This window comes from Pseudomonadales bacterium, assembly GCA_024234435.1.
Lineage (GTDB): Bacteria > Pseudomonadota > Gammaproteobacteria > Pseudomonadales > Porticoccaceae > JACKOF01.
Window position 1 is genome coordinate 1,450,415 of sequence record JACKOF010000001.1, and the last position, 18,426, is coordinate 1,468,840.

The 18,426-nt window shown below is 49.1% G+C and carries 22 protein-coding genes and 2 tRNA genes; 6 read left to right on the plus strand and 18 right to left on the minus strand.

Annotated elements, in window-relative coordinates; translation table 11 throughout:
* Nucleotides 1-18: 18 nt before the first annotated feature.
* The 7 genes from queF to msrB all read right to left on the minus strand — a co-directional run bounded on the left by queF (nucleotide 19) and on the right by msrB (nucleotide 4,308).
* Complete coding sequence (gene queF / locus H7A02_06730; GenBank protein ID MCP5171939.1) at nucleotides 19-840, minus strand: NADPH-dependent 7-cyano-7-deazaguanine reductase QueF; 822 nt, start codon at nucleotides 838-840, stop codon at nucleotides 19-21.
* A gap of 66 nt (nucleotides 841-906) precedes the next feature.
* The gene (locus H7A02_06735) at nucleotides 907-1,680 is read right to left on the minus strand and encodes an ABC transporter permease (protein MCP5171940.1); all 774 of its coding nucleotides are present in this window, start codon (nucleotides 1,678-1,680) and stop codon (nucleotides 907-909) included.
* Nucleotides 1,677-2,615 carry an ABC transporter ATP-binding protein gene (locus H7A02_06740; GenBank protein ID MCP5171941.1) on the minus strand — a complete coding sequence of 313 codons (939 nt, stop codon included), beginning with the start codon at nucleotides 2,613-2,615 and terminating at the stop codon, nucleotides 1,677-1,679. Before H7A02_06740 ends, H7A02_06735 begins: the two co-directional genes overlap by 4 nt.
* A gap of 189 nt (nucleotides 2,616-2,804) precedes the next feature.
* A tRNA-Gly gene (locus tag H7A02_06745) sits at nucleotides 2,805-2,880 on the minus strand.
* A 46-nt stretch (nucleotides 2,881-2,926) separates the two neighbouring features.
* Nucleotides 2,927-3,002 (minus strand) — tRNA-Glu (locus H7A02_06750).
* 112 nt (nucleotides 3,003-3,114) lie between these two features.
* Complete coding sequence (locus tag H7A02_06755) at nucleotides 3,115-3,855, minus strand: DUF1499 domain-containing protein (protein ID MCP5171942.1); 741 nt, start codon at nucleotides 3,853-3,855, stop codon at nucleotides 3,115-3,117.
* A gap of 51 nt (nucleotides 3,856-3,906) precedes the next feature.
* A complete protein-coding gene (gene msrB, locus H7A02_06760) occupies nucleotides 3,907-4,308 on the minus strand; it encodes a peptide-methionine (R)-S-oxide reductase MsrB (protein ID MCP5171943.1) in 402 nt (133 codons plus the stop codon).
* Between the two features lie 126 nt (nucleotides 4,309-4,434).
* Between msrB and H7A02_06765 the strand changes: the two genes are divergently transcribed.
* The gene (locus H7A02_06765; protein ID MCP5171944.1) at nucleotides 4,435-5,652 is read left to right on the plus strand and encodes a pyridoxal phosphate-dependent aminotransferase; all 1,218 of its coding nucleotides are present in this window, start codon (nucleotides 4,435-4,437) and stop codon (nucleotides 5,650-5,652) included.
* Nucleotides 5,653-5,815: 163 nt separating this feature from the next.
* On the plus strand, nucleotides 5,816-5,986 hold the full coding sequence (locus tag H7A02_06770) for a hypothetical protein (protein MCP5171945.1): 171 nt from the start codon (nucleotides 5,816-5,818) through the stop codon (nucleotides 5,984-5,986).
* Nucleotides 5,987-6,001: 15 nt separating this feature from the next.
* Here the strand turns inward: H7A02_06770 and H7A02_06775 are convergent, their stop codons facing one another.
* From H7A02_06775 to H7A02_06785, 3 genes are read right to left on the minus strand one after another with little or no spacing between them, the layout of a single operon-like run.
* Nucleotides 6,002-7,093 (minus strand): 4-phosphoerythronate dehydrogenase, encoded by a 1,092-nt coding sequence (locus tag H7A02_06775; protein ID MCP5171946.1) that lies wholly within the window; start codon nucleotides 7,091-7,093, stop codon nucleotides 6,002-6,004.
* The gene (locus tag H7A02_06780) at nucleotides 7,090-7,677 is read right to left on the minus strand and encodes an elongation factor P hydroxylase (protein ID MCP5171947.1); all 588 of its coding nucleotides are present in this window, start codon (nucleotides 7,675-7,677) and stop codon (nucleotides 7,090-7,092) included. Before H7A02_06780 ends, H7A02_06775 begins: the two co-directional genes overlap by 4 nt.
* Nucleotides 7,670-8,143, minus strand: coding sequence for a gamma-glutamylcyclotransferase (locus H7A02_06785; GenBank protein ID MCP5171948.1), 474 nt, complete (start codon nucleotides 8,141-8,143; stop codon nucleotides 7,670-7,672). The genes H7A02_06780 and H7A02_06785 overlap by 8 nt, the downstream gene beginning before the upstream one ends.
* 194 nt (nucleotides 8,144-8,337) lie before the next feature.
* Between H7A02_06785 and H7A02_06790 the strand changes: the two genes are divergently transcribed.
* The gene (locus H7A02_06790) at nucleotides 8,338-9,033 is read left to right on the plus strand and encodes a hypothetical protein (GenBank protein MCP5171949.1); all 696 of its coding nucleotides are present in this window, start codon (nucleotides 8,338-8,340) and stop codon (nucleotides 9,031-9,033) included.
* 241 nt (nucleotides 9,034-9,274) lie between these two features.
* Nucleotides 9,275-9,730, plus strand: a complete 456-nt coding sequence (locus H7A02_06795; GenBank protein MCP5171950.1) for a DMT family transporter — start codon at nucleotides 9,275-9,277, stop codon at nucleotides 9,728-9,730.
* Between the two features lie 38 nt (nucleotides 9,731-9,768).
* Here H7A02_06795 and ung read toward each other — a convergent pair whose 3' ends face one another.
* Nucleotides 9,769-10,467 (minus strand): uracil-DNA glycosylase, encoded by a 699-nt coding sequence (gene ung / locus H7A02_06800; protein ID MCP5171951.1) that lies wholly within the window; start codon nucleotides 10,465-10,467, stop codon nucleotides 9,769-9,771.
* Between the two features lie 143 nt (nucleotides 10,468-10,610).
* Between ung and H7A02_06805 the strand changes: the two genes are divergently transcribed.
* Both H7A02_06805 and H7A02_06810 read left to right on the plus strand, forming a co-directional pair.
* On the plus strand, nucleotides 10,611-11,441 hold the full coding sequence (locus H7A02_06805; GenBank protein ID MCP5171952.1) for a patatin-like phospholipase family protein: 831 nt from the start codon (nucleotides 10,611-10,613) through the stop codon (nucleotides 11,439-11,441).
* 86 nt (nucleotides 11,442-11,527) lie between these two features.
* Entirely contained in the window at nucleotides 11,528-12,583 is a 1,056-nt protein-coding gene (locus H7A02_06810; protein MCP5171953.1) for an MBL fold metallo-hydrolase, read from the plus strand.
* Between the two features lie 134 nt (nucleotides 12,584-12,717).
* Here the strand turns inward: H7A02_06810 and H7A02_06815 are convergent, their stop codons facing one another.
* The 7 genes from H7A02_06815 to cmk form a co-directional block, all read right to left on the minus strand.
* A complete protein-coding gene (locus H7A02_06815) occupies nucleotides 12,718-13,038 on the minus strand; it encodes a helix-hairpin-helix domain-containing protein (GenBank protein MCP5171954.1) in 321 nt (106 codons plus the stop codon).
* Nucleotides 13,039-13,105: 67 nt separating this feature from the next.
* Nucleotides 13,106-13,804: an orotidine-5'-phosphate decarboxylase gene (pyrF, locus tag H7A02_06820; protein MCP5171955.1), complete on the minus strand. Its 699-nt coding sequence runs from the start codon at nucleotides 13,802-13,804 to the stop codon at nucleotides 13,106-13,108.
* Between the two features lie 125 nt (nucleotides 13,805-13,929).
* Nucleotides 13,930-15,108: a hypothetical protein gene (locus tag H7A02_06825; protein ID MCP5171956.1), complete on the minus strand. Its 1,179-nt coding sequence runs from the start codon at nucleotides 15,106-15,108 to the stop codon at nucleotides 13,930-13,932.
* A gap of 41 nt (nucleotides 15,109-15,149) precedes the next feature.
* Entirely contained in the window at nucleotides 15,150-15,413 is a 264-nt protein-coding gene (locus tag H7A02_06830) for a LapA family protein (protein ID MCP5171957.1), read from the minus strand.
* 104 nt (nucleotides 15,414-15,517) lie between these two features.
* Entirely contained in the window at nucleotides 15,518-15,814 is a 297-nt protein-coding gene (gene ihfB, locus H7A02_06835) for an integration host factor subunit beta (protein MCP5171958.1), read from the minus strand.
* A gap of 62 nt (nucleotides 15,815-15,876) precedes the next feature.
* Nucleotides 15,877-17,556: a 30S ribosomal protein S1 gene (gene rpsA / locus H7A02_06840; GenBank protein ID MCP5171959.1), complete on the minus strand. Its 1,680-nt coding sequence runs from the start codon at nucleotides 17,554-17,556 to the stop codon at nucleotides 15,877-15,879.
* A 195-nt stretch (nucleotides 17,557-17,751) separates the two neighbouring features.
* Nucleotides 17,752-18,423 carry a (d)CMP kinase gene (gene cmk / locus H7A02_06845; protein MCP5171960.1) on the minus strand — a complete coding sequence of 224 codons (672 nt, stop codon included), beginning with the start codon at nucleotides 18,421-18,423 and terminating at the stop codon, nucleotides 17,752-17,754.
* Nucleotides 18,424-18,426 lie beyond the last annotated feature (3 nt).

Here is an 18,426-nt window from a genome sequence, read left to right on the forward strand (position 1 = left end):
GTGAGGATGACAACCTGATTACTGTCTCGACACTCTCAACTTAATGGGTTCCCGCATACTGGTGCTTCGATAGGGGTTAATATCAATACCACCGCGCCGGGTATAACGCGCACAGACTTCAAGCTCCCTGGGCTGGCACACCTCCAGAATTTCCATAAAAATTCTCTCAACACATTGCTCGTGAAAATCCTGGTGATCCCGATAGGAAATCAAATAGGCCAACAACGATTCGCGGTTAATCGGCGAGCCAGTGTATTTCACCAGTACACTGGCCCAATCGGGTTGGCCGGTAACAGGACAGTTGGTTTTCAGCAGGTGGCTGTAAAGTGATTCACTCACTATACCGCCATCATCCAGTCTCAGTAATGAAGCGTCTGGCTGATAGGTATCCACTTTCACATCCAGGTTGTCGAGGCAATGTCCCGGCATCACCTGAAGCCCTTGTCTCGCGTAATTATCCAATGTGTAAAGATCCACCATTACAGGGCCGTTCACGCAAGTCGACAGATCTTCTTCCAGCACCGCAGCCACTTTTGATGGCGACTCAAACCGCTGCTGATTCAGGGAGTTCAGGTACAGCTTGAGTGATTTCGATTCCACAATGTGATCGGTATTACAGGGCAGCGAGAACTCGGCAATTTTCACCACCGGCTTACCTCCACGGTCAAGCCAGGAGACCTCAAAGGCTGTCCACAGATCAAACCCGTAAAATGGCAGATCTTTGCTGGACAGTGACAGGGCGTCTCGCCCCCTTTGCCGGGAAATGGCAAACAACAGCCCAGAATCGTATTTTTTAGGGTACTCCGTACGCCGCCCCAAAGGGTTATAAGGTTGAGTCACATCACACCTGTCAGCTTAAGAATGTTCAAATGCCAATTTTAGTCCGCAATATTCCATCCGGTGCGGTCAAGTTCGCAATTTTTTACTTTTTTCCAGTAAGTAAAGACAATAAATCGATAACAAGATGCAAAAACCGATCACAATGGAAAATGCCCATACCAGACTGATATCACTTACTCCGAGAAAACCGTAGCGAAATGCGTTGACCATATAGAGAATAGGATTCAGCTGAGAGACGCCCTGCCAGAATTCAGGCAGCATATTAATGGAATAAAATACGCCCCCCAAATAGGTAAGCGGCGTTAGGACAAAGGTCGGAATGATGGAAATGTCATCAAAACTGCCCGCAAAAATAGCGTTAATAAAACCAGCCAGAGAAAACAGGATAGCGGTCAGAAACACAATCGTTACTGTGGTTAACAAACTATGAATTTGCAGCTGGGTAAAGAACAGTGACAATAACGTTACTATCAGCCCTACTGATAAGCCTCTGGCAACACCGCCTGTTACATACCCCAAAAGGATCACGATATTGGGCACAGGTGAAACCAACAGTTCCTCAATATTGCGTTGAAATTTACTGCCATAAAACGATGACACCACATTGCCATAGGCGTTGGTAATGACCGACATCATAATCAGGCCCGGAACCACAAACTCAATATAACTGAAGCCAGACATGTCGCCAATTCGCGGCCCTATTAAGGTTCCAAAAATGACAAAGTACAGGGCAATGGTTATTGCCGGTGGCAATAATGTCTGCTGCCAGATCCGGGCAAAACGACGAATCTCGCGGACCACAATCGTCCGATAGGCGATGTGCAATTCAGTCATATTCATGCATTCCCTCCAGCTTCTGTATTCTTCGATTCCACCAGTGAAACAAACAGCTCCTCAAGGCGGTTGGCCTTGTTGCGCATACTTACCACTCGAATACCGGCTTCACTCAACCCTGCAAACAACTCGTTGAGAGAGCTGCCTTTTATGACCTCTATCTCAAAGGAGTAGTCGTCGCGAATACGACCTGAGTAGCCTTTAAGGTCCGGGAACGATGTTAGAGGCTGTTCGGTGTCGAATACAAAAACCTCCTTGTTTAATTGCCTCAACAGCTCTTTCATCGATGTGTTTTGAACAATTTTTCCGTGATCAATAATCGCTATTCTGCGACACAGGCTTTCAGCTTCCTCAAGGTAGTGTGTCGTCAGAATAATAGTAGTTCCCTGTGCATTAATGTTTTGAAGAAATTTCCACATGGAGCGTCGCAGCTCAATATCAACTCCGGCCGTAGGTTCGTCAAGAATCAGCAGTTTTGGTTCGTGAACCAGTGCGCGTGCAATCATCAAGCGTCGTTTCATACCGCCAGACAGCATCCGCGAAACAACATTCCTCTTATCCCAGAGATCCAGTAAGCGGAGGTATTTCTCGGTACGTTCAGCTGCCAAACTGTCATTGAGCCCAAAATAACCGGCCTGTGTCTTGACGATATCAAAGGTCTTCTCAAACTGATTAAAATTGAATTCCTGAGGTACCACACCGATATCACGCTTGGCACGGGAAAAGTCAGCATCCACATCGGTGCCAAAAATTTCCACGTTGCCTTCAGACTTGCGTACCAGAGAAGAAATAATCCCTATTGTGGTCGATTTACCCGCACCGTTTGGCCCAAGAAGCGCAAAAAAATCGCCTTCCTGTACATCCAGATCAATGCCTTTAAGAGCTTCAAAGCCGTTATCGTAAACTTTTGTCAAATTGCGAATGGACAAGGCCGCAGCCATAACTCTTCCTTATTGCTTTCACCAAACTGTTGTTATGTTGTGTTTAAAACTGCTGTGGGCGAACAGTCTAAGTCAGAAATACCCGAAGGAACATCCACCCCGGAGATCTGTAGTTTACATGCTAATAGCGACTGACTTCTCAGCACCCATAGAAAAAAAGCGCAAAGTCAAAAACTCTGCGCTTTAATTTGGAGCGGGAAACCGGGTTCGAACCGGCGACCTCAACCTTGGCAAGGTTGCGCTCTACCAACTGAGCTATTCCCGCTTTTTGTCGCTGTAACTCTGATTGCCAGAGATACACGCAAGAAAAATGGCGTCCCGTAGGGGAGTCGAACCCCTGTTACCGCCGTGAAAGGGCGGTGTCCTAGGCCTCTAGACGAACGGGACGCTGTCTGTCCTGAAAATATTCACTTCAGGCCTAGCCATCCGGTGATCTCTTCAAGAGAGGCGCGCATTCTAAGAATCAGTCCGGTTGCTGTCAAGCACTTCGGCACTCTATTTATGGCAATTCCGCTTCGTTCTGCAGATAGTCCCGAATACTTTTCGATGCCTGGCGAATTCTTTCAGCATTGGCTCCCAGGTCCCCCACTCCCACTCTGGAAGCAGAACGAATATCAAGCCTGGTGAGCGGCCCCGTTGCTGTGAGGCGAAACACAATATCATCTTCGAAACCCATTACTCGGGTAGTCGCCACGGCTTCTAACTGCTGTGTACCAGAGTTATCTCCCAGCTCAATCCACCCCTGTGACTGGATGTGTTTCCGGACTGCATCGCGAACCTCTTCCATTGAGGCAGCCAATAACAGCGGCTGAATATCCGGGTATGCACTCCGTTGCATTTCAGCCAGATCATCACCACCATAATCAAGCGAGTTTTCCCCAGGCTCGCGCTCATTGACAGCATAGTAAAAAAGCGGGGGAGTTTCGGTATCAGTAGAAATATCATGAATCATCGGTGCAGAGAACCCTTCCACACCAATCATACTGAAAACCATTAACGCAGGAAGACCACCAATGACTGCGGACCAGGTTAACAGGCTTTCGACAGGCCTTCTCCTGACCCTGCCAACCATAATGGCAACAACAGACAGTGACCAGACCAACACGCCGCCCGCCAGCCCAATCACAAACATCATAAACGAGGGGCGAAAACCCGCCAGTTCAAGGCGAAAAGCCAGCCAGCCCAGAATCGTTATCAACAGGGATAAAAGACAACCATACCAAACCACTCGAATAAACATGCTGCGTCATCCATGCAATGAAAATCTGATTACCTGATTTGCAAACCGGCTTTACGCTACGGAATCTTTATGAAAAGCAAGTGATAAAGAATTTACACAGTAGCGCAACCCTGTAGGGGCTGGCCCGTCCGGAAAAACGTGCCCTAAATGACAACCGCAAGCCTTGCAAACAATTTCTGTTCTCTGCATACCATGGCTCTTGTCAGGGTGTTCTTCAATCGCACCTCGCTCGGCCTCCTGGTAGAAGCTCGGCCAGCCAGAGCCCGAATCGTATTTTGCGGCGGCATTAAACAGTATCGCATCACAACAGCGACAGTGATATTGACCTGGTGCTTTCTCATGGCAATATTTCCCACTAAACGGAGGTTCAGTGCCTTTTTCACGACAGACCCTGAACTCATCCTCCGTCAATTTCCCACGCCAGTAATTTTCGTCAAACTGCTCACCACTCATGCTCAATTCCCTGAAATAATTTTTTGGATAACAACCGGCTAACACTCTCTAAAGTCAATAATTTAGGCTACAATGCTGCGCTTTATTGGCTATTGGACCTCGAATCCCCGACTAAGTCATCAGCATATGCAACATTTTCAGAAATCAGACAAACTGAACGATGTCTGTTATGACATCCGCGGCCCCGTACTTGATCATGCCAACCGGCTTGAAGAAGACGGTCAGCGTATTATGAAACTCAATATAGGCAACCCGGCACCTTTCGGTCTTGATGCGCCCGGTGAAATACTATACGACGTTATTCATAATCTCGCCAATGCCCAGGGCTATTGCCACTCCAAAGGTATTTACAGCGCCCGCAAGGCCATTATGCAACGTTGCCAAATACAGGGCATTCCGGATGTTGAAGTAGAGGATATCATCCTCGGTAATGGTGTCAGCGAATTGATTGTCATGGCTATGCAGGGCCTGCTCAACAATGGTGATGAAATACTCATTCCCGCACCGGACTACCCCCTCTGGACGGCCGCAGTGACCCTTGCCGGTGGCAAACCTGTGCACTATCTTTGCGATGAAGATGATGACTGGCAACCCGACATTACCGATATAGAAGATAAAATCACAGCCCGAACCAAAGGCATTGTGGTTATCAACCCAAACAACCCTACCGGTGCTGTTTACAGCGAGTCCTTGTTAAAGCAGATCGTCGAATTGGCGGAAAAACACGGGCTAATTGTCTACGCAGACGAAATTTATGACCGTATCATTTATGATGATGCCGTACACATCCCTCTTGGCTCACTGGTAAAAAATACCCTTTGCGTAACTTTTAACGGCTTGTCCAAGGTTTACAGATTGGCCGGTTTCCGGTCGGGCTGGTTGATTATCAGTGGTGCAAAAAACCGCGCTCACAGTTATATACAGGGGCTCGAAATGCTGGCCTCAATGCGTCTTTGCGCCAATGTTCCTGCCATGTACGCTATCCAGACTGCTCTGGGAGGTTACCAGAGCATTGGCGATCTGATTATTCCCGGCGGTCGCCTCAGGGATCAGCGAGACGTTGCCTGGAAAGCGCTCACTGACATTCCGGGTGTTTCCTGCGTCAAACCAAAAGGCGCCTTGTACCTTTTTCCCAAGCTGGATCCCGAGGTTTACCCGGTTACCGATGATGAGCAACTGGTTCTCGACCTGCTTATCGAAGAGCATATTTTACTGGTTCAGGGCACAGGTTTTAACTGGCCGACACCAGACCACTTCCGGATTACATTCCTTCCCAACAAGGATGATCTTGAAGAAGCTATTGGCGGTCTGGCCCATTTCCTGGAGAAGCGACGCAACAGCTGACGACATCGAAAACAATCATTTTTGGGAAGTAGCGCACAACACCTGAAACCATAACAGGCTTTCGGAATTGACAAGACTGTTGTCTGCCAGAATGACATGTTATGTTGAACTCAGAATATTTACTTTAATATACCCTATACACCCGGCAGTAATTAGAAGACTTATGAGTATCGAAACAAACCAGGAAAATGATCAACACACGGACTTCCATGGCGCCGCCATTATTGATGAAGATGGCAAGGAAGTTCCCATTACTGAAGATATGGTACAGGAAGCCTGTCAGGAAGCGGATATCATCGAATCCGACGAAAACACCCGTCAAACAGAAAAGTAAACTGTTCTACAGTTATTACCCTGTTTGAGCAAAACCCAGTACTGCCAGTTTATTCCACAACTCCGCCTTCCCCTCCGGGCTTATGGAAAAATTCTGAAACTCCCACCTCTCCGGGTAGTTTTTTCGCAATTGATCGAATGCCGCTCCCACCTCAACACCAACTGCCAGCAATGCTTGTCGCATCCGTTTATCGTCCGCACGAATATCATAGCTACCCAGAATCGCTTCACCAAGGCTGCTTGCTTTTACCTTTCTGACAATTTCAGGCGAATCAAATTTCTGTATCGACTGACCTGACCAACGACAGAATGCATCCCTCAACATCAAGGTGCCTTTCACTTTACCGTTAACACTGTGTCCCGCTATATGCGGTGTTGCCAGATCAACAGCATTTAGCAGCGCCAGCGAAATTTCCGGCTCTGACTCCCAGACATCCAGCACTACCCTCAAGGCATGGTAGGGGAGCAGTTTTAATAGCGCCCGATTATCAATAACAGCACCGCGCCCAGCATTCAACAAAATAGCGCCCGGCTTTAGCCTTGAAAGCATTTGCTCATTCAATAAATGAAACGTCGGGTGATCGCCATCCACTGTGAGTGGCGTATGCAGACAAACAGCATCGCACCTGAGCACTTCCTCCAGAGGAACCAGATCTGTGATTTGTGCAGGGCTGATAAAAGGGTCGAAACAACAGCAGTTAACCCCTAACCGTTTTAGCTGATGATATAACAATCCACCAACATTCCCGCATCCAATGATACCCACCTTCAACTGATGCCAGTTCTGCTGCAGGGCACTGAACGCTGACAAGACGTATTGCACCACAGCGTTGGCATTACATCCGGGCGCAGAGGCAAACTCGATTCCCCGGCGTTGCAAGTACGGCTTATCGACATGATCCGTGCCAATAGTCGCGGTTCCAACAAACCTGACCGAACTGCCATCCAGCAACCTGGCATCCACAGCCGTTACCGACCTGACCAGCAGAACATCCGTGCCGATCAGATCTTGTGCTGTTATTTCACGACCCGACAACAGTGATACATCCGCGTACGGAGAAAATAATTCCGCAACAAAAGGCATGTTTTCATCGGCAACTATTTTCATGCCTCCGCCTCGGCAAAAGCATCCAGACCACAAACTGAGGACGGCGACAAATATCGTTCCACATTGAAGATGGTATCGGCAGATAAAACCCTGAATTCAGCAACCAGACCTTGCAAGAACTGGTCGGCCCTTGCCGGCAACGGTTTCTCGCACCAGTACTGAGCCTGTTTGCTAACGGCATCAACAAACAGTCGACTGGCGCCAATACCACCAGACAGATTATCAGCACTGACCGAAAAGCGCAGTCCGGCTGCCTCGGAAAACATCCACTCCAGCGCCTGGGGCTTTACCTCAACCCGTTCAAACTCCCTTTGCTGCTGATCCGTACGGCCATCCGGCTGATACCAATAACCAAAATCCGTTAACAGTCGACGGGCTTCTCCCGCCAGACACCAATGCGATATTTCATGCAATGCGCTGGCCGGATAGTTTTCGCGGTAATACAGCACATGAAGCTGATTGTTCCTATGCGCTGGCTGGTAGAGCGGCTCACTGGCACCCCCGCAGAGAATGGTGTTATGTGACTCGCGAAAGTTCCCGGCAAACAGTTTTTCCAGCCGTTCACAGTAATGATCACTATCCAATATCCACGCTCCCCGAAATCTCCAGACAGGCTGTTTTTTCAAGAGCTGACAAATAGCTAACCGACAAATAGTCAACACCCGCCAGCAAATGCTCAAGATACCAGCGCGGCGGTAAAACATGTTCAGCGATCACCGCCGGATTTGCCACATAAACCCAGGCTGACACCAAACCGGTTTCAGTCATCACCGAAAAGCGTTCACGACTGTAATAGAGTGGCGTCCCTTCATGAGGGTCCAGCTTGTAAATTTCAGAGGCAGAAGCCAGTTCGTAAACGACGCCTTCCACTCGACCAATCGGATCATAACCAATATTGGCCCGGGCTTCTTCTGCACAGTAGCGAGACTGCTTGTTAAAACACAGTTTGAATCCTTCCAGATAACCAGCCTTTGCATTGACGACCTTCAGTCCCCTGCCCGCCATCCGCTCAGGATTCATATTGGAGCCATAGGCAAAATATCGTGGCATTATCTCAACCTTCCTGTGTGTTTCTGTACTGACGGTTTCCCGCTGACCAGTTTTGATCAGCCGAATTTATTTAAAAACTTTTAAACACAAGGTATTGTGCTTTCCCAAAATCGATAGTACCTTATGTAGTGATGACTGCGATCAGGCACTACGCAGCAAGCCGGCCTAGCCGACCATCCATGAGGAGGCGTATTATGACTACCTCAACTGTGGACCACAACACGGATAACGTGGTCGATCTCTTCACAGGGAAGCCCTACTCTGCTCCATTCAATCGTCGTTTCATCCGCCTGGCCCCTGAGCTGGACGGATTGGAAATGATCTACTCCAACGAATCCCATCCGGACAAGCTCTTCAGTATCAAGGTGCTTTGCTGGGGGCTGCGTGCGGACGGCGAGATTGTGGGTTTGGTGCCCTGGCTGGATAATATTACAGCCTGCACCGAAATTCAGGACCCGCTGAATGGACATTGGGAGGGGTATTATGATCCAGGCATAGACGAAATCTTCTTTGATGCTCCCATCCACAAAATACTTGAGCTGGAAACAGCCGCCGAGTATTACGAGGTTGATTGCGAATATGAAGACGACATTGTGCAGGAGCTTCCCGACACCATCGGTACTCATGCCGTACTTTCGGACGATGGCTTCCACAGCCTGACGCTGAAAGAAGTGGTGAGCTGGCAGTTGCATCACAACGGCACAATCAACGGCATGCTGATTGATGATGACAAAGTGGAGAGTACTCCCGTATTGCCGGGAGACTGTTGTTTATATCCTGCCAGGGGGAGCGCGGACTTCCGCTATTTTTTCCAGCATCACATTGCCAATAAAATAAAGGCAAGAGATCCGGAAGCGCTGGCAGCTATCTCCATACTGACAGAGTCCTGATTGGCTCTGATGTCATAATAAGGAGCTGACGGCACACAGACCGCTACCAGGCGGGACGGAGTGTCCTTCGAAAAAAGGCCATTAGAATTGGGCTTTCGGTTTTTTATCCTCTGAAATTCTATCTCGAACGATCTGCCATTTTCCAGAGCCGAAAATACACGAAACGGTAAACTGTCGAGATCTGTCAATTGCTACGGCTTACAATACCCGACAAGACAAGAACATCATGCAAAGGTCGTCAATGAATACCACCACAACCTACCTGTTACTGGCCTGCAGCCTGGCAATTGGTTTTTCTCTGGCATCCCAGGCAGGCGTCAACTCGCAATTGCGATTGGCACTCAATTCCCCGGTTCAGGCCGCCTTTATTTCGTTCCTCATCGGCACGGTTATTCTGGGTTGCATTGCATTGTTCCAGGGTGGCCCCTGGTTCAGGCCGGGCAGCTTGTCGAACGTACCCTGGTGGGCCTGGCTGGGCGGTGCTTTTGGCGCATTCAATATTGCGCTATCCGTTATTCTGGCGCCCAGACTGGGGGCACTGACGCTGGCAATATCCATTGTCTGTGGGCAAATAATCGCTTCTCTGATTTACGATCAGAATGGCTGGCTGGGTTACCCCAGAATTGAATTATCCTGGCACAGGGCTATGGGAGCCCTGCTGATTATCGCCGGAGTGTTACTGGTATCAAGAAAGTAGATTCAAAGCAAAGCCGCTTGCCATAAATAACACGCAATTCAGGGTAACGCTGGCAACTGCCAGTCAATCGGCACCTGACCCGTTTCCTGCAAATACCGGTTTGCTTTGGAAAAGTGCTTGCACCCCAAAAAGCCACGATGGGCAGACAACGGCGAAGGGTGCGGTGCTTTCAGCACCAAATGCCGGTCAACATCAATAAAGGCGCCCTTCTTTTGGGCATAACTTCCCCACAGCAGAAACACCAGTCTTTCACGTTTTGAATTCAATGCCTGGATGGCCCTGTCGGTAAATTGCTCCCAACCTTTGCCCTGATGGGCGCCTGCGTTGGCCTGTTCTACCGTCAATGTTGCGTTCAACAACAAAACGCCCTGCTCTGCCCAGTGGCTGAGGCAACCATGCCCGGGAGGGATAAACCCTGTGTCAGACTGCAACTCCTGATACATATTCCGCAATGACGGGGGTACAGTAACACCCGCTAATACAGAAAAACACAAGCCATGCGCCTGACCTGGCCCGTGATAAGGGTCCTGCCCCAATATCACAACCTTTACCCGGTCAAACGGTGTCTGGTCAAAAGCGGCAAACCAGTTAGATGCCGCAGGGTAAATCACCTTACCTGCGGCTTTTTCAGCCTTGATAAATGCCTTTAACTGCTGCATGTAGGGTTTTTCAAACTCCTCGCCCAGCACTGCCAGCCAACTGGCATCTAATTTAATTTTGTTTGAAGCGGATGACATCTCGATCACTCATGGAATCAAACAGCAATAAACCCTAACTACCGGACAAAATCAACTCGAGCAATACTCTTTTTTCCGTCTAATACCGGTTCTATTTGCCCATTTCCAGCATTACACTTGGTTTTGAATCAAGAGGATGGTGTATGCACAAAATCGGTCTGGCGCTGGGCGGTGGCGGAGCCAAAGGGGTGAGCCATGTCCTTATGCTTGAAGCACTGGAAGAACTTGGCTTGAGGCCCAGCTATGTAACCGGCACCAGTATTGGCGCACTCATTGGCGCGATGTACTGCGGTGGAAAAACTGCAGCCGAATTACGGGAGATATTTCTTGAGTTCAGCCTGAAGGAAAATGAAAGCCTGAAACACCTTGTCACCCGTAAACACATCTTCAAATGGATGGACTTTGTTAAACCGCAGTTCCGGGGAAAGGGATTGGTCCGAGTGGAAAACCTGCTCAATTATCTGTTTTCATCAGTACCCGCGAAGACCTTTTCGGAACTGAATATTCCCCTGAAAATTGTCGCTACCGATTTCTGGAGCCGGAAACAGGTGGTACAGTCCAGAGGGGCATTAATTCCGGCAATCCGGGCCAGCATGTCAATGCCCGGCCTATTCGAACCGATCACGCTTGGGGAACGGGTGTTAATCGATGGCGGCGCAGTTAACCCGGTTCCTTTCGATTTATTGCCTGAAAGCTGTGATTTAACCATCGCTGTGGACGTACTGGGCCAGCGCTCTGCTACGGTCGGGGAAATTCCATCGCTATCGGAAGCCGTTTTTAATACTTTCCAGATCATGCAAAAAAGTATCATTCGGGAGAAACTGAAGACTTCTTCACCGGACATTTTTATCGAACCGAAAATCTCGAATATACGCGTTCTCGAGTTTTATAAAGCCCACGAGATATTTGCCCAGGCGAAAGGGGCAAAAAGCTATCTGAAGCGCTGCATTACGCAACATCTTGAAGCGGGTTAACCGCCAAGTCAGAGGTCTTCTTCATCATCTTTTATTATCGGCCTATACTGACCGAAGCAAAGTGCTCTTAACACGAAGGAAAAGTCATGATATTCAGACAACTCTTTGATCAGACTTCATCAACTTATACCTATCTTCTGGCCGATGAAACTACGCGCGAAGCCGTTATTATCGACCCGGTTTATGAGCAATCCCGACGAGATACCGCACTTATACATGAGCTTGACCTAAAACTGCTCTATACCCTAGACACTCACTGTCATGCAGACCACGTGACGGGATCCTGGTTAATGCGACACCACACTGGTTGCAAAATTGCCTGCGCTAAAGTTATTGGTGCCGAGAACACCGATACAGCACTCATCCACGGCGACAAAATTCGGTTTGGGCATTGCAGCCTGTCAGCCAGAGCAACCCCCGGACACACAGATGGCTGTATCAGCTTTGTAACCGAAGACCAAACGATGGTTTTTACCGGCGACGCTCTGCTTATCCGGGGCTGCGGCCGATCGGACTTCCAGCAAGGTAGCCCACACCGGTTATATCACTCCATAAAAGAGCAGATATTCACCCTGCCAGATGATTGTGCCGTTTATCCTGGTCACGATTACGCGGGTAGAACCTCAAGTACCGTTGCCGAAGAAAAACAGTACAATCCCCGCCTGGGCGGTTCGGCGAATGAAGATGACTTTGTCGGCTACATGTCCGCCATGCAGTTACCACACCCAAAACATCTGGCTGTCGCTCTGCCAGCCAACATGCGCTGTGGAATGCCCGAAAATGGCGAAATACCTGCTGAACCTGACTGGGCTCCGGTCACGAATACATTTGCAGGGTTTTCCGAAATATCGCCGGACTGGGTCGCTCGCAATCGCCAAGCCGTGCATATTCTGGATGTTCGTAACGAACAGGAAATTGCCGTTGATCACGGTACTATTGTCGGCTCACAGCTCATTCCTCTGGACAGTTTGCGCGACAGAATTTCTGAAATACCTTCAGAAAAACCGGTAGTCACTCTTTGTCGATCCGGGCGCCGCTCGGCACTTGCCGTAGGCATACTACAAAATGCCGGTTTTGAACGGGTGGCGAATGTGGCTGGAGGTATGCTGCGCTGGCAGGAAGAGGGGCTGTCACTCCAGTAATACCTGTTCAACGCCTGCTTCTGCTTATCTTCTGATTAAACCAGGCTATTTAACTAAAGGCACACACAGAAGGCCAGTCAGTGACTGGCCTTCCATATGACGCCCTTGCGGGCAAGCTGAGTTATATAAAAGCATTACTTGAGTGCGATCAGATGTCGATTTTTTGACAACAATTTTTCACCAATACCTTTTATTTCCAGCAGTTGATCCACAGAAGTAAAGGAACCATTTGTATTTCGGTAAGCCACAATAGCCTCCGCACGTTTCAGGCCTACCCCGATGAGGGTATCGGCCAGCTCCTCAGCACTCGCACTGTTAATGTTCACGGTGGCTGCTTGTACAGCTTTAGAAATGGAACTGGATACGCCTGACGTATCCGCGACAGCTGGTAGCTGGCAGGCCAATAAAGCGCCGAGAAGAATAAACAGAGGTGGTTTACTAAAGAATTTTAGCATTGTCATAACTGACTCCTTGTGCCAAAGGCACTCCATGTTAAATAACGGTACTCCATGTACCGTGAGACTAATCTTGCTGAATTTCGCGATTGATAGCAAGCAGTGATTCAAGCGGATTGTCAGAACGAGTAATCGGTCTACCGATGACCAGATAACTACTGCCATTGGAAATAGCTTCTGCTGGGGTCACGACCCTTCTCTGATCGTCAGCCTGTGCAGAGAGGGGGCGGATACCCGGAGTCACCAGTGTAAAGTCCTGACCAAATTGATGCCTGAGGCTACTGGCTTCCATAGCAGAAGAGACGACCCCGTCCATTCCGGCACTCTTTGCCAAAGAAGCCAGGCGTATGACCTGCTCTTCTGGCGAAGCCGCTATACCCAGCTCCTGCAAGTCACTTTGTTGCATGCTTGTCAGCACTGTCACCGCGATCAGTAACATATCACTGTTACGCTGGGCCAGAACCTCTCTTGAGGCCTCCATCATTCTGCGCCCCCCCGAGGCATGTAGGTCTGTCATCCACACACCAAGATCTGCAGCGGCGGCAACCGCCATGGCAACCGTATTGGGAATATCATGAAATTTAAGATCCAGAAAAACATCAAACCCGCGCTTGACCAATCTATCGACAAAAGCAGGCCCAGCCAGGGTAAAAAGCTCCTTACCCACCTTTAATTTGCAGGTATCGGGACTAACACTGTCCACAAACGCTTCCGCCTCTCTACTGGATGAATAATCCAGGGCGACAATGACACGGCTTTCGCCCACTGATATCTTGTGCATTGAGTTTCTCTTTATGATTTTCTAAAAATATTCATCGATCGAAGACCGCCAACCGCACCGAAAAGCTACATTCTGAAACCATCCGGTCCCTGCTCAACCAGCAAAATAACCTAAAATGCCTGTGTCGGTTTCACCGTCTCCCAGCTTCTGCACTGGGGACACAACCAGTGAAGCTGCTCACCAGTGAATCCGCATTTGTCGCAGTGATACCCTGGCGTCTCTTCTATCAGTTTGTCGACAGCGGACTTGATCATTTTCAACTGCTCCTGCAGGCGGCGGTAAGTATCATTATCCGTGTCGTCCGTTTTGGCATCAATATCCAACAGAGCCCGGATGCCCATTGCGGAGGGGCACTGCTCAAGAAAGTCGGCTATCATTTCCTTGAAATCGACTTGAAAATCGGCAGATGCCCTCGGGGCCAGATAGCTCAAAACACGAGGGTCACGAAACCTGATCAGCCAGTCCCCCAACAACTCGACAAAATCAGCTTGCCTGTCGAGTTGCTCGTAACACCGGGCCAAAGAATCCAGAGCCTCCGGCAGCATGGCCCTATCCTGATCAGGAATTCGGGCGTAGTGTTCAATCGCCTCGGCATAACGGCCACCTTTTTCGGACAGCTTGCCAGTAAGCAAGCTGACTCTCACAGAATTTCGTCTGATTTTTTTTGCCTGTTTTAGCGGTATAACCGCTTTATCCCAATCCTGCCTACCCATGGCTTCAAATGCCTGTTCACAATAAAACTGGCAAAGCTCCACAGAAAGCCGGTCCCGGCTGGCAGGAAAAAGTCCCTGACGGCAATAACTGGCAGCCCTGATAGCCTTCTCCCACTCATGCTCGTCCTGATAAAGCTCCATGAGATGCCTGGCAGCTTCATAACTAAAGTGCCCGTCACTCTCAACCAGTTCCAGTAACAGTCGTTCTGCCCTGTCCAGTAAACCTGCTTTCAGAAAATCCTTCGCCAGCTCCAATTGAGCCTGCTGCAGTTGCTGTTGAGTCAGTACCGTTCTGGAAAGCAGATTCTGGTGAACTTTAATTGCCCGCTCAACCTCACCTCGCTGTCGCATTAACTGGCCGATGGCAAAATGTGTTTCCAGCGTATCTGCATTGACGCCGACCGAGCTGATAAATGTTTCCAGTGCTTCGTCCGGTTGCTGGTCTATCGCAAGATTGATACCCGCAGCATAGTTGGCAGGTAAACCTGACTGCTGATGATCTTTGCAGCTACGACGCCCCAGATACCAGGCCAAAGCCAGCGCTACTAAAGCTGCCAGAAGATAGAGTATCTCCATAGATCTGCCTTTCAGAAAAACTGTGTCGGAAACCGCTCGCGCTACAGGCCCGCTTTGCGCAATTGCCGCCGAAGACTGTTCAACTGCTTCTTTTGCCTCAGAAGCTGTGGCCAGCCACAGAGTAAGCCAAACAGACAACCGACCGTAAAGGCCAACAGTATCCATAATCCTGTGGGCAGTTCCTGCAGCTTAAATCCTGCCAGCCGAACCATGACAGGCTCAGGGTTGTCCACCACGACCCAAACCCCAATTACAATAGCCATAACACCGATTACAATCCACCACAACAGCTTCAGTTTTCCCATCACCCTTCACCCGGCCAAGATTTCATATGGATAGTCTACAAAAAAAATCCAAAAAAAAAGCAAGATTTTCATCTTGCCTTTCATTGTAACCAAAGCCGGACAGATTAGCTTTCGCTATTCAGGCTCAAGTTGACCCGATCCCGTAGATCCTTGCCCGGCTTGAAGTAGGGAACATATTTACCTGACAACTCGACAGAAGCACCGGTTTTCGGGTTACGACCAATCCTGGGTGCACGAAAATGCAGGGAAAAACTGCCAAAGCCCCGGATTTCAATCCGCGAATTATTCACCAGCGAATGAGTCATTTTTTCAAGCACCATCTTCACCGCCAGTTCTACATCGCGTGGAGGCAGTTGCTCCTGCTTCGTCACCAGACGTTCAATTAATTCGGACTTGGTCATATTATTATTCTGCCTTAATTCTGAAGCCGGGGCAGCACAGCTGCCCCGACGTTTACCAGACTTCAGTCTTTGCTTTCCATTTGCGCTTTAATCAGATCACCAATTGTCGCTGGAGCAGCATTCTCTGTTTCAGACTTCTGATGCTCGCGAATGGCGTCTTTCTCTTCATCAAAGTCTTTTGCTTTAACAGAAAGATTAATCACACGATTTTTGCGATCAATATTGACGATTTTCGCTTCCACTTCATCGCCAACACTGAGGACGTTGCGCGCATCTTCAACACGATCCCTCGAAAGCTCAGATGCTTTCAGTTGTCCTTCAACATCTTCAGCAAGCGTGATAACCGCAGCTTTCGCATCAACTTCTTTCACAGTGCCGGTAACAATAGAGCCGCGATCATTAGCCGAAAGGAAGCTGGATACAGGGTCATCTGCCAATTGTTTGATACCGAGAGAAATACGTTCTCTCTCTGAATCGACTGCCAAGATAACGGTTTCAACTTCGTCGCCTTTCTTGAATTCATGAACAGCTTCTTCACCTGCCTCATTCCAGGAAATATCAGACATATGAACCAAACCATCAATACCGCCATCAAGACCAATGAAAATACCAAAATCGGTAATTGACTTGATGCTGCCGGAGATCTTGTCGCCTTTATTGTGCTTGGCTGCAAAATCATCCCACGGGTTGGTATGGCACTGCTTGATACCCAGAGAAATACGGCGACGTTCCTGATCAATATCGAGAATCATCACTTCTACTTCGTCACCAAGCTGAACAACCTTGGACGGATGGATATTCTTGTTAGTCCAATCCATTTCTGAAACATGCACCAGACCTTCAACACCATCTTCCAGCTCGGCAAAACAACCATAGTCGGTCAAGTTGGTCACTTTGGCTTTTACACGTGCCCCTTCCGGATAACGATTGGTAATATCGCCCCAGGGGTCTTCGCCGGTCTGCTTCATGCCCAGAGATACACGATTGCGCTCTCTATCGAATTTCAACACTTTAACGTCAATTTCATCACCGACATTTACAATTTCACTCGGATGCTTGATACGCTTCCATGACATATCGGTAATATGCAGCAGGCCATCGATTCCGCCCAGATCAACGAAGGCACCGTAATCTGTCAGGTTCTTGACAATACCTTTCAGCTCCACACCTTCATCCAGATTAGCCAGTAGCTCTTCGCGCTCGGCACTATTGGACTGTTCCATCACCGCGCGGCGGGAAACAACAAGATTATTGCGTTTTTGATCCAGCTTAATCACTTTGAATTCAAGTGGTTTGTCTTCGAGGTGTGCCGTGTCACGTATTGGACGCACATCAACCAGTGAACCGGGCAGGAATGCACGCAGACCGTTCAGATCAACAGTGAAGCCGCCTTTCACTTTGCCGCTAATAACACCCGTGACCACTTTATCTTCATTATGGGCAGTTTCCAGCTCAATCCAGGATTCTGCACGACGCGCTTTCTCGCGAGACAGGCGGGTGGCACCAAATCCGTCTTCAACCGACTCCAGGGCAACCTGAACTTCGTCACCCGGCTGCAGGCTCAGTTCGCCATTGGCATCCAAAAACTGGTTAACGGGAATCACACCTTCGGATTTAAGCCCGGCATGAACCGTTACCCAGTCTTTATCAATATCAATTACCACACCGGTTACGATCGCACCGGGGGTCATTTCAACGCTTTTTAAACTTTCTTCAAATAGATCTGCGAAACTTTCGCTCATTGGATTATTACCTGTAAAAACGAGTCCTCAGCATCACCGTAAAAGCCTCAGCCCCGACTCTTAACCACGCTGCCAGTAACGTGGGCTATTCATATTAAGACTGACTGGCGTATTTCTGGCTAACGCCCGACAGCCTTCCGTTCACAACTCAAAGGGCTTTTTAAGCAAACGCCTGATTCAGGCAATGTTAAAATTTCAAGCCACTATTTCGAGCACTTTTTCAAATACCTCATCAATGGAAAGATCAGAACTGTCCAGCACAATTGCATCATCAGCCGGAATCAACGGAGAAACCTGGCGAGTGGAATCCCGCTCATCTCTCGCTCTGACCTGTTCCACGAGGGCGGCAAGGCTAACACTTTCTCCCTTATCAATCAACTGCTTATAGCGCCTCTCGGCCCGTTCTTCAGCGCTGGCTGTGAGGAAGATCTTATGAGTAGCATCCGGGAATACAACCGTACCCATATCTCGCCCGTCGGCAACCAGACCGGGAGGCCTGGCAAATGCTTTTTGCCGTTCCAGCAACGCAGAGCGAACCTCCGGATAAGCTGCCACCAGGGATGCATCAGATCCAACACCTTCCGAACGTATCAAGCTGGAAACGTTTTCACCTTCCAGTAATACTTTTGCTAGACTGCCATCTTCATTTGTTCGGAAACTGATGTCCATATGGGCAGCCAATACCGACAGGCTGTCGCGATTATCCAGTGAAACGCCATGCCGTTTCGCGGCAACAGACAACAACCTGTACAGGGCGCCACTGTCCAGATAATGGTAACCAAGCCTGGCCGCAAGCATTTGGCTGATCGTACCTTTTCCAGACCCACTGGGCCCATCAATGGCAATCACTGGCACTGGCGTTACCACTTT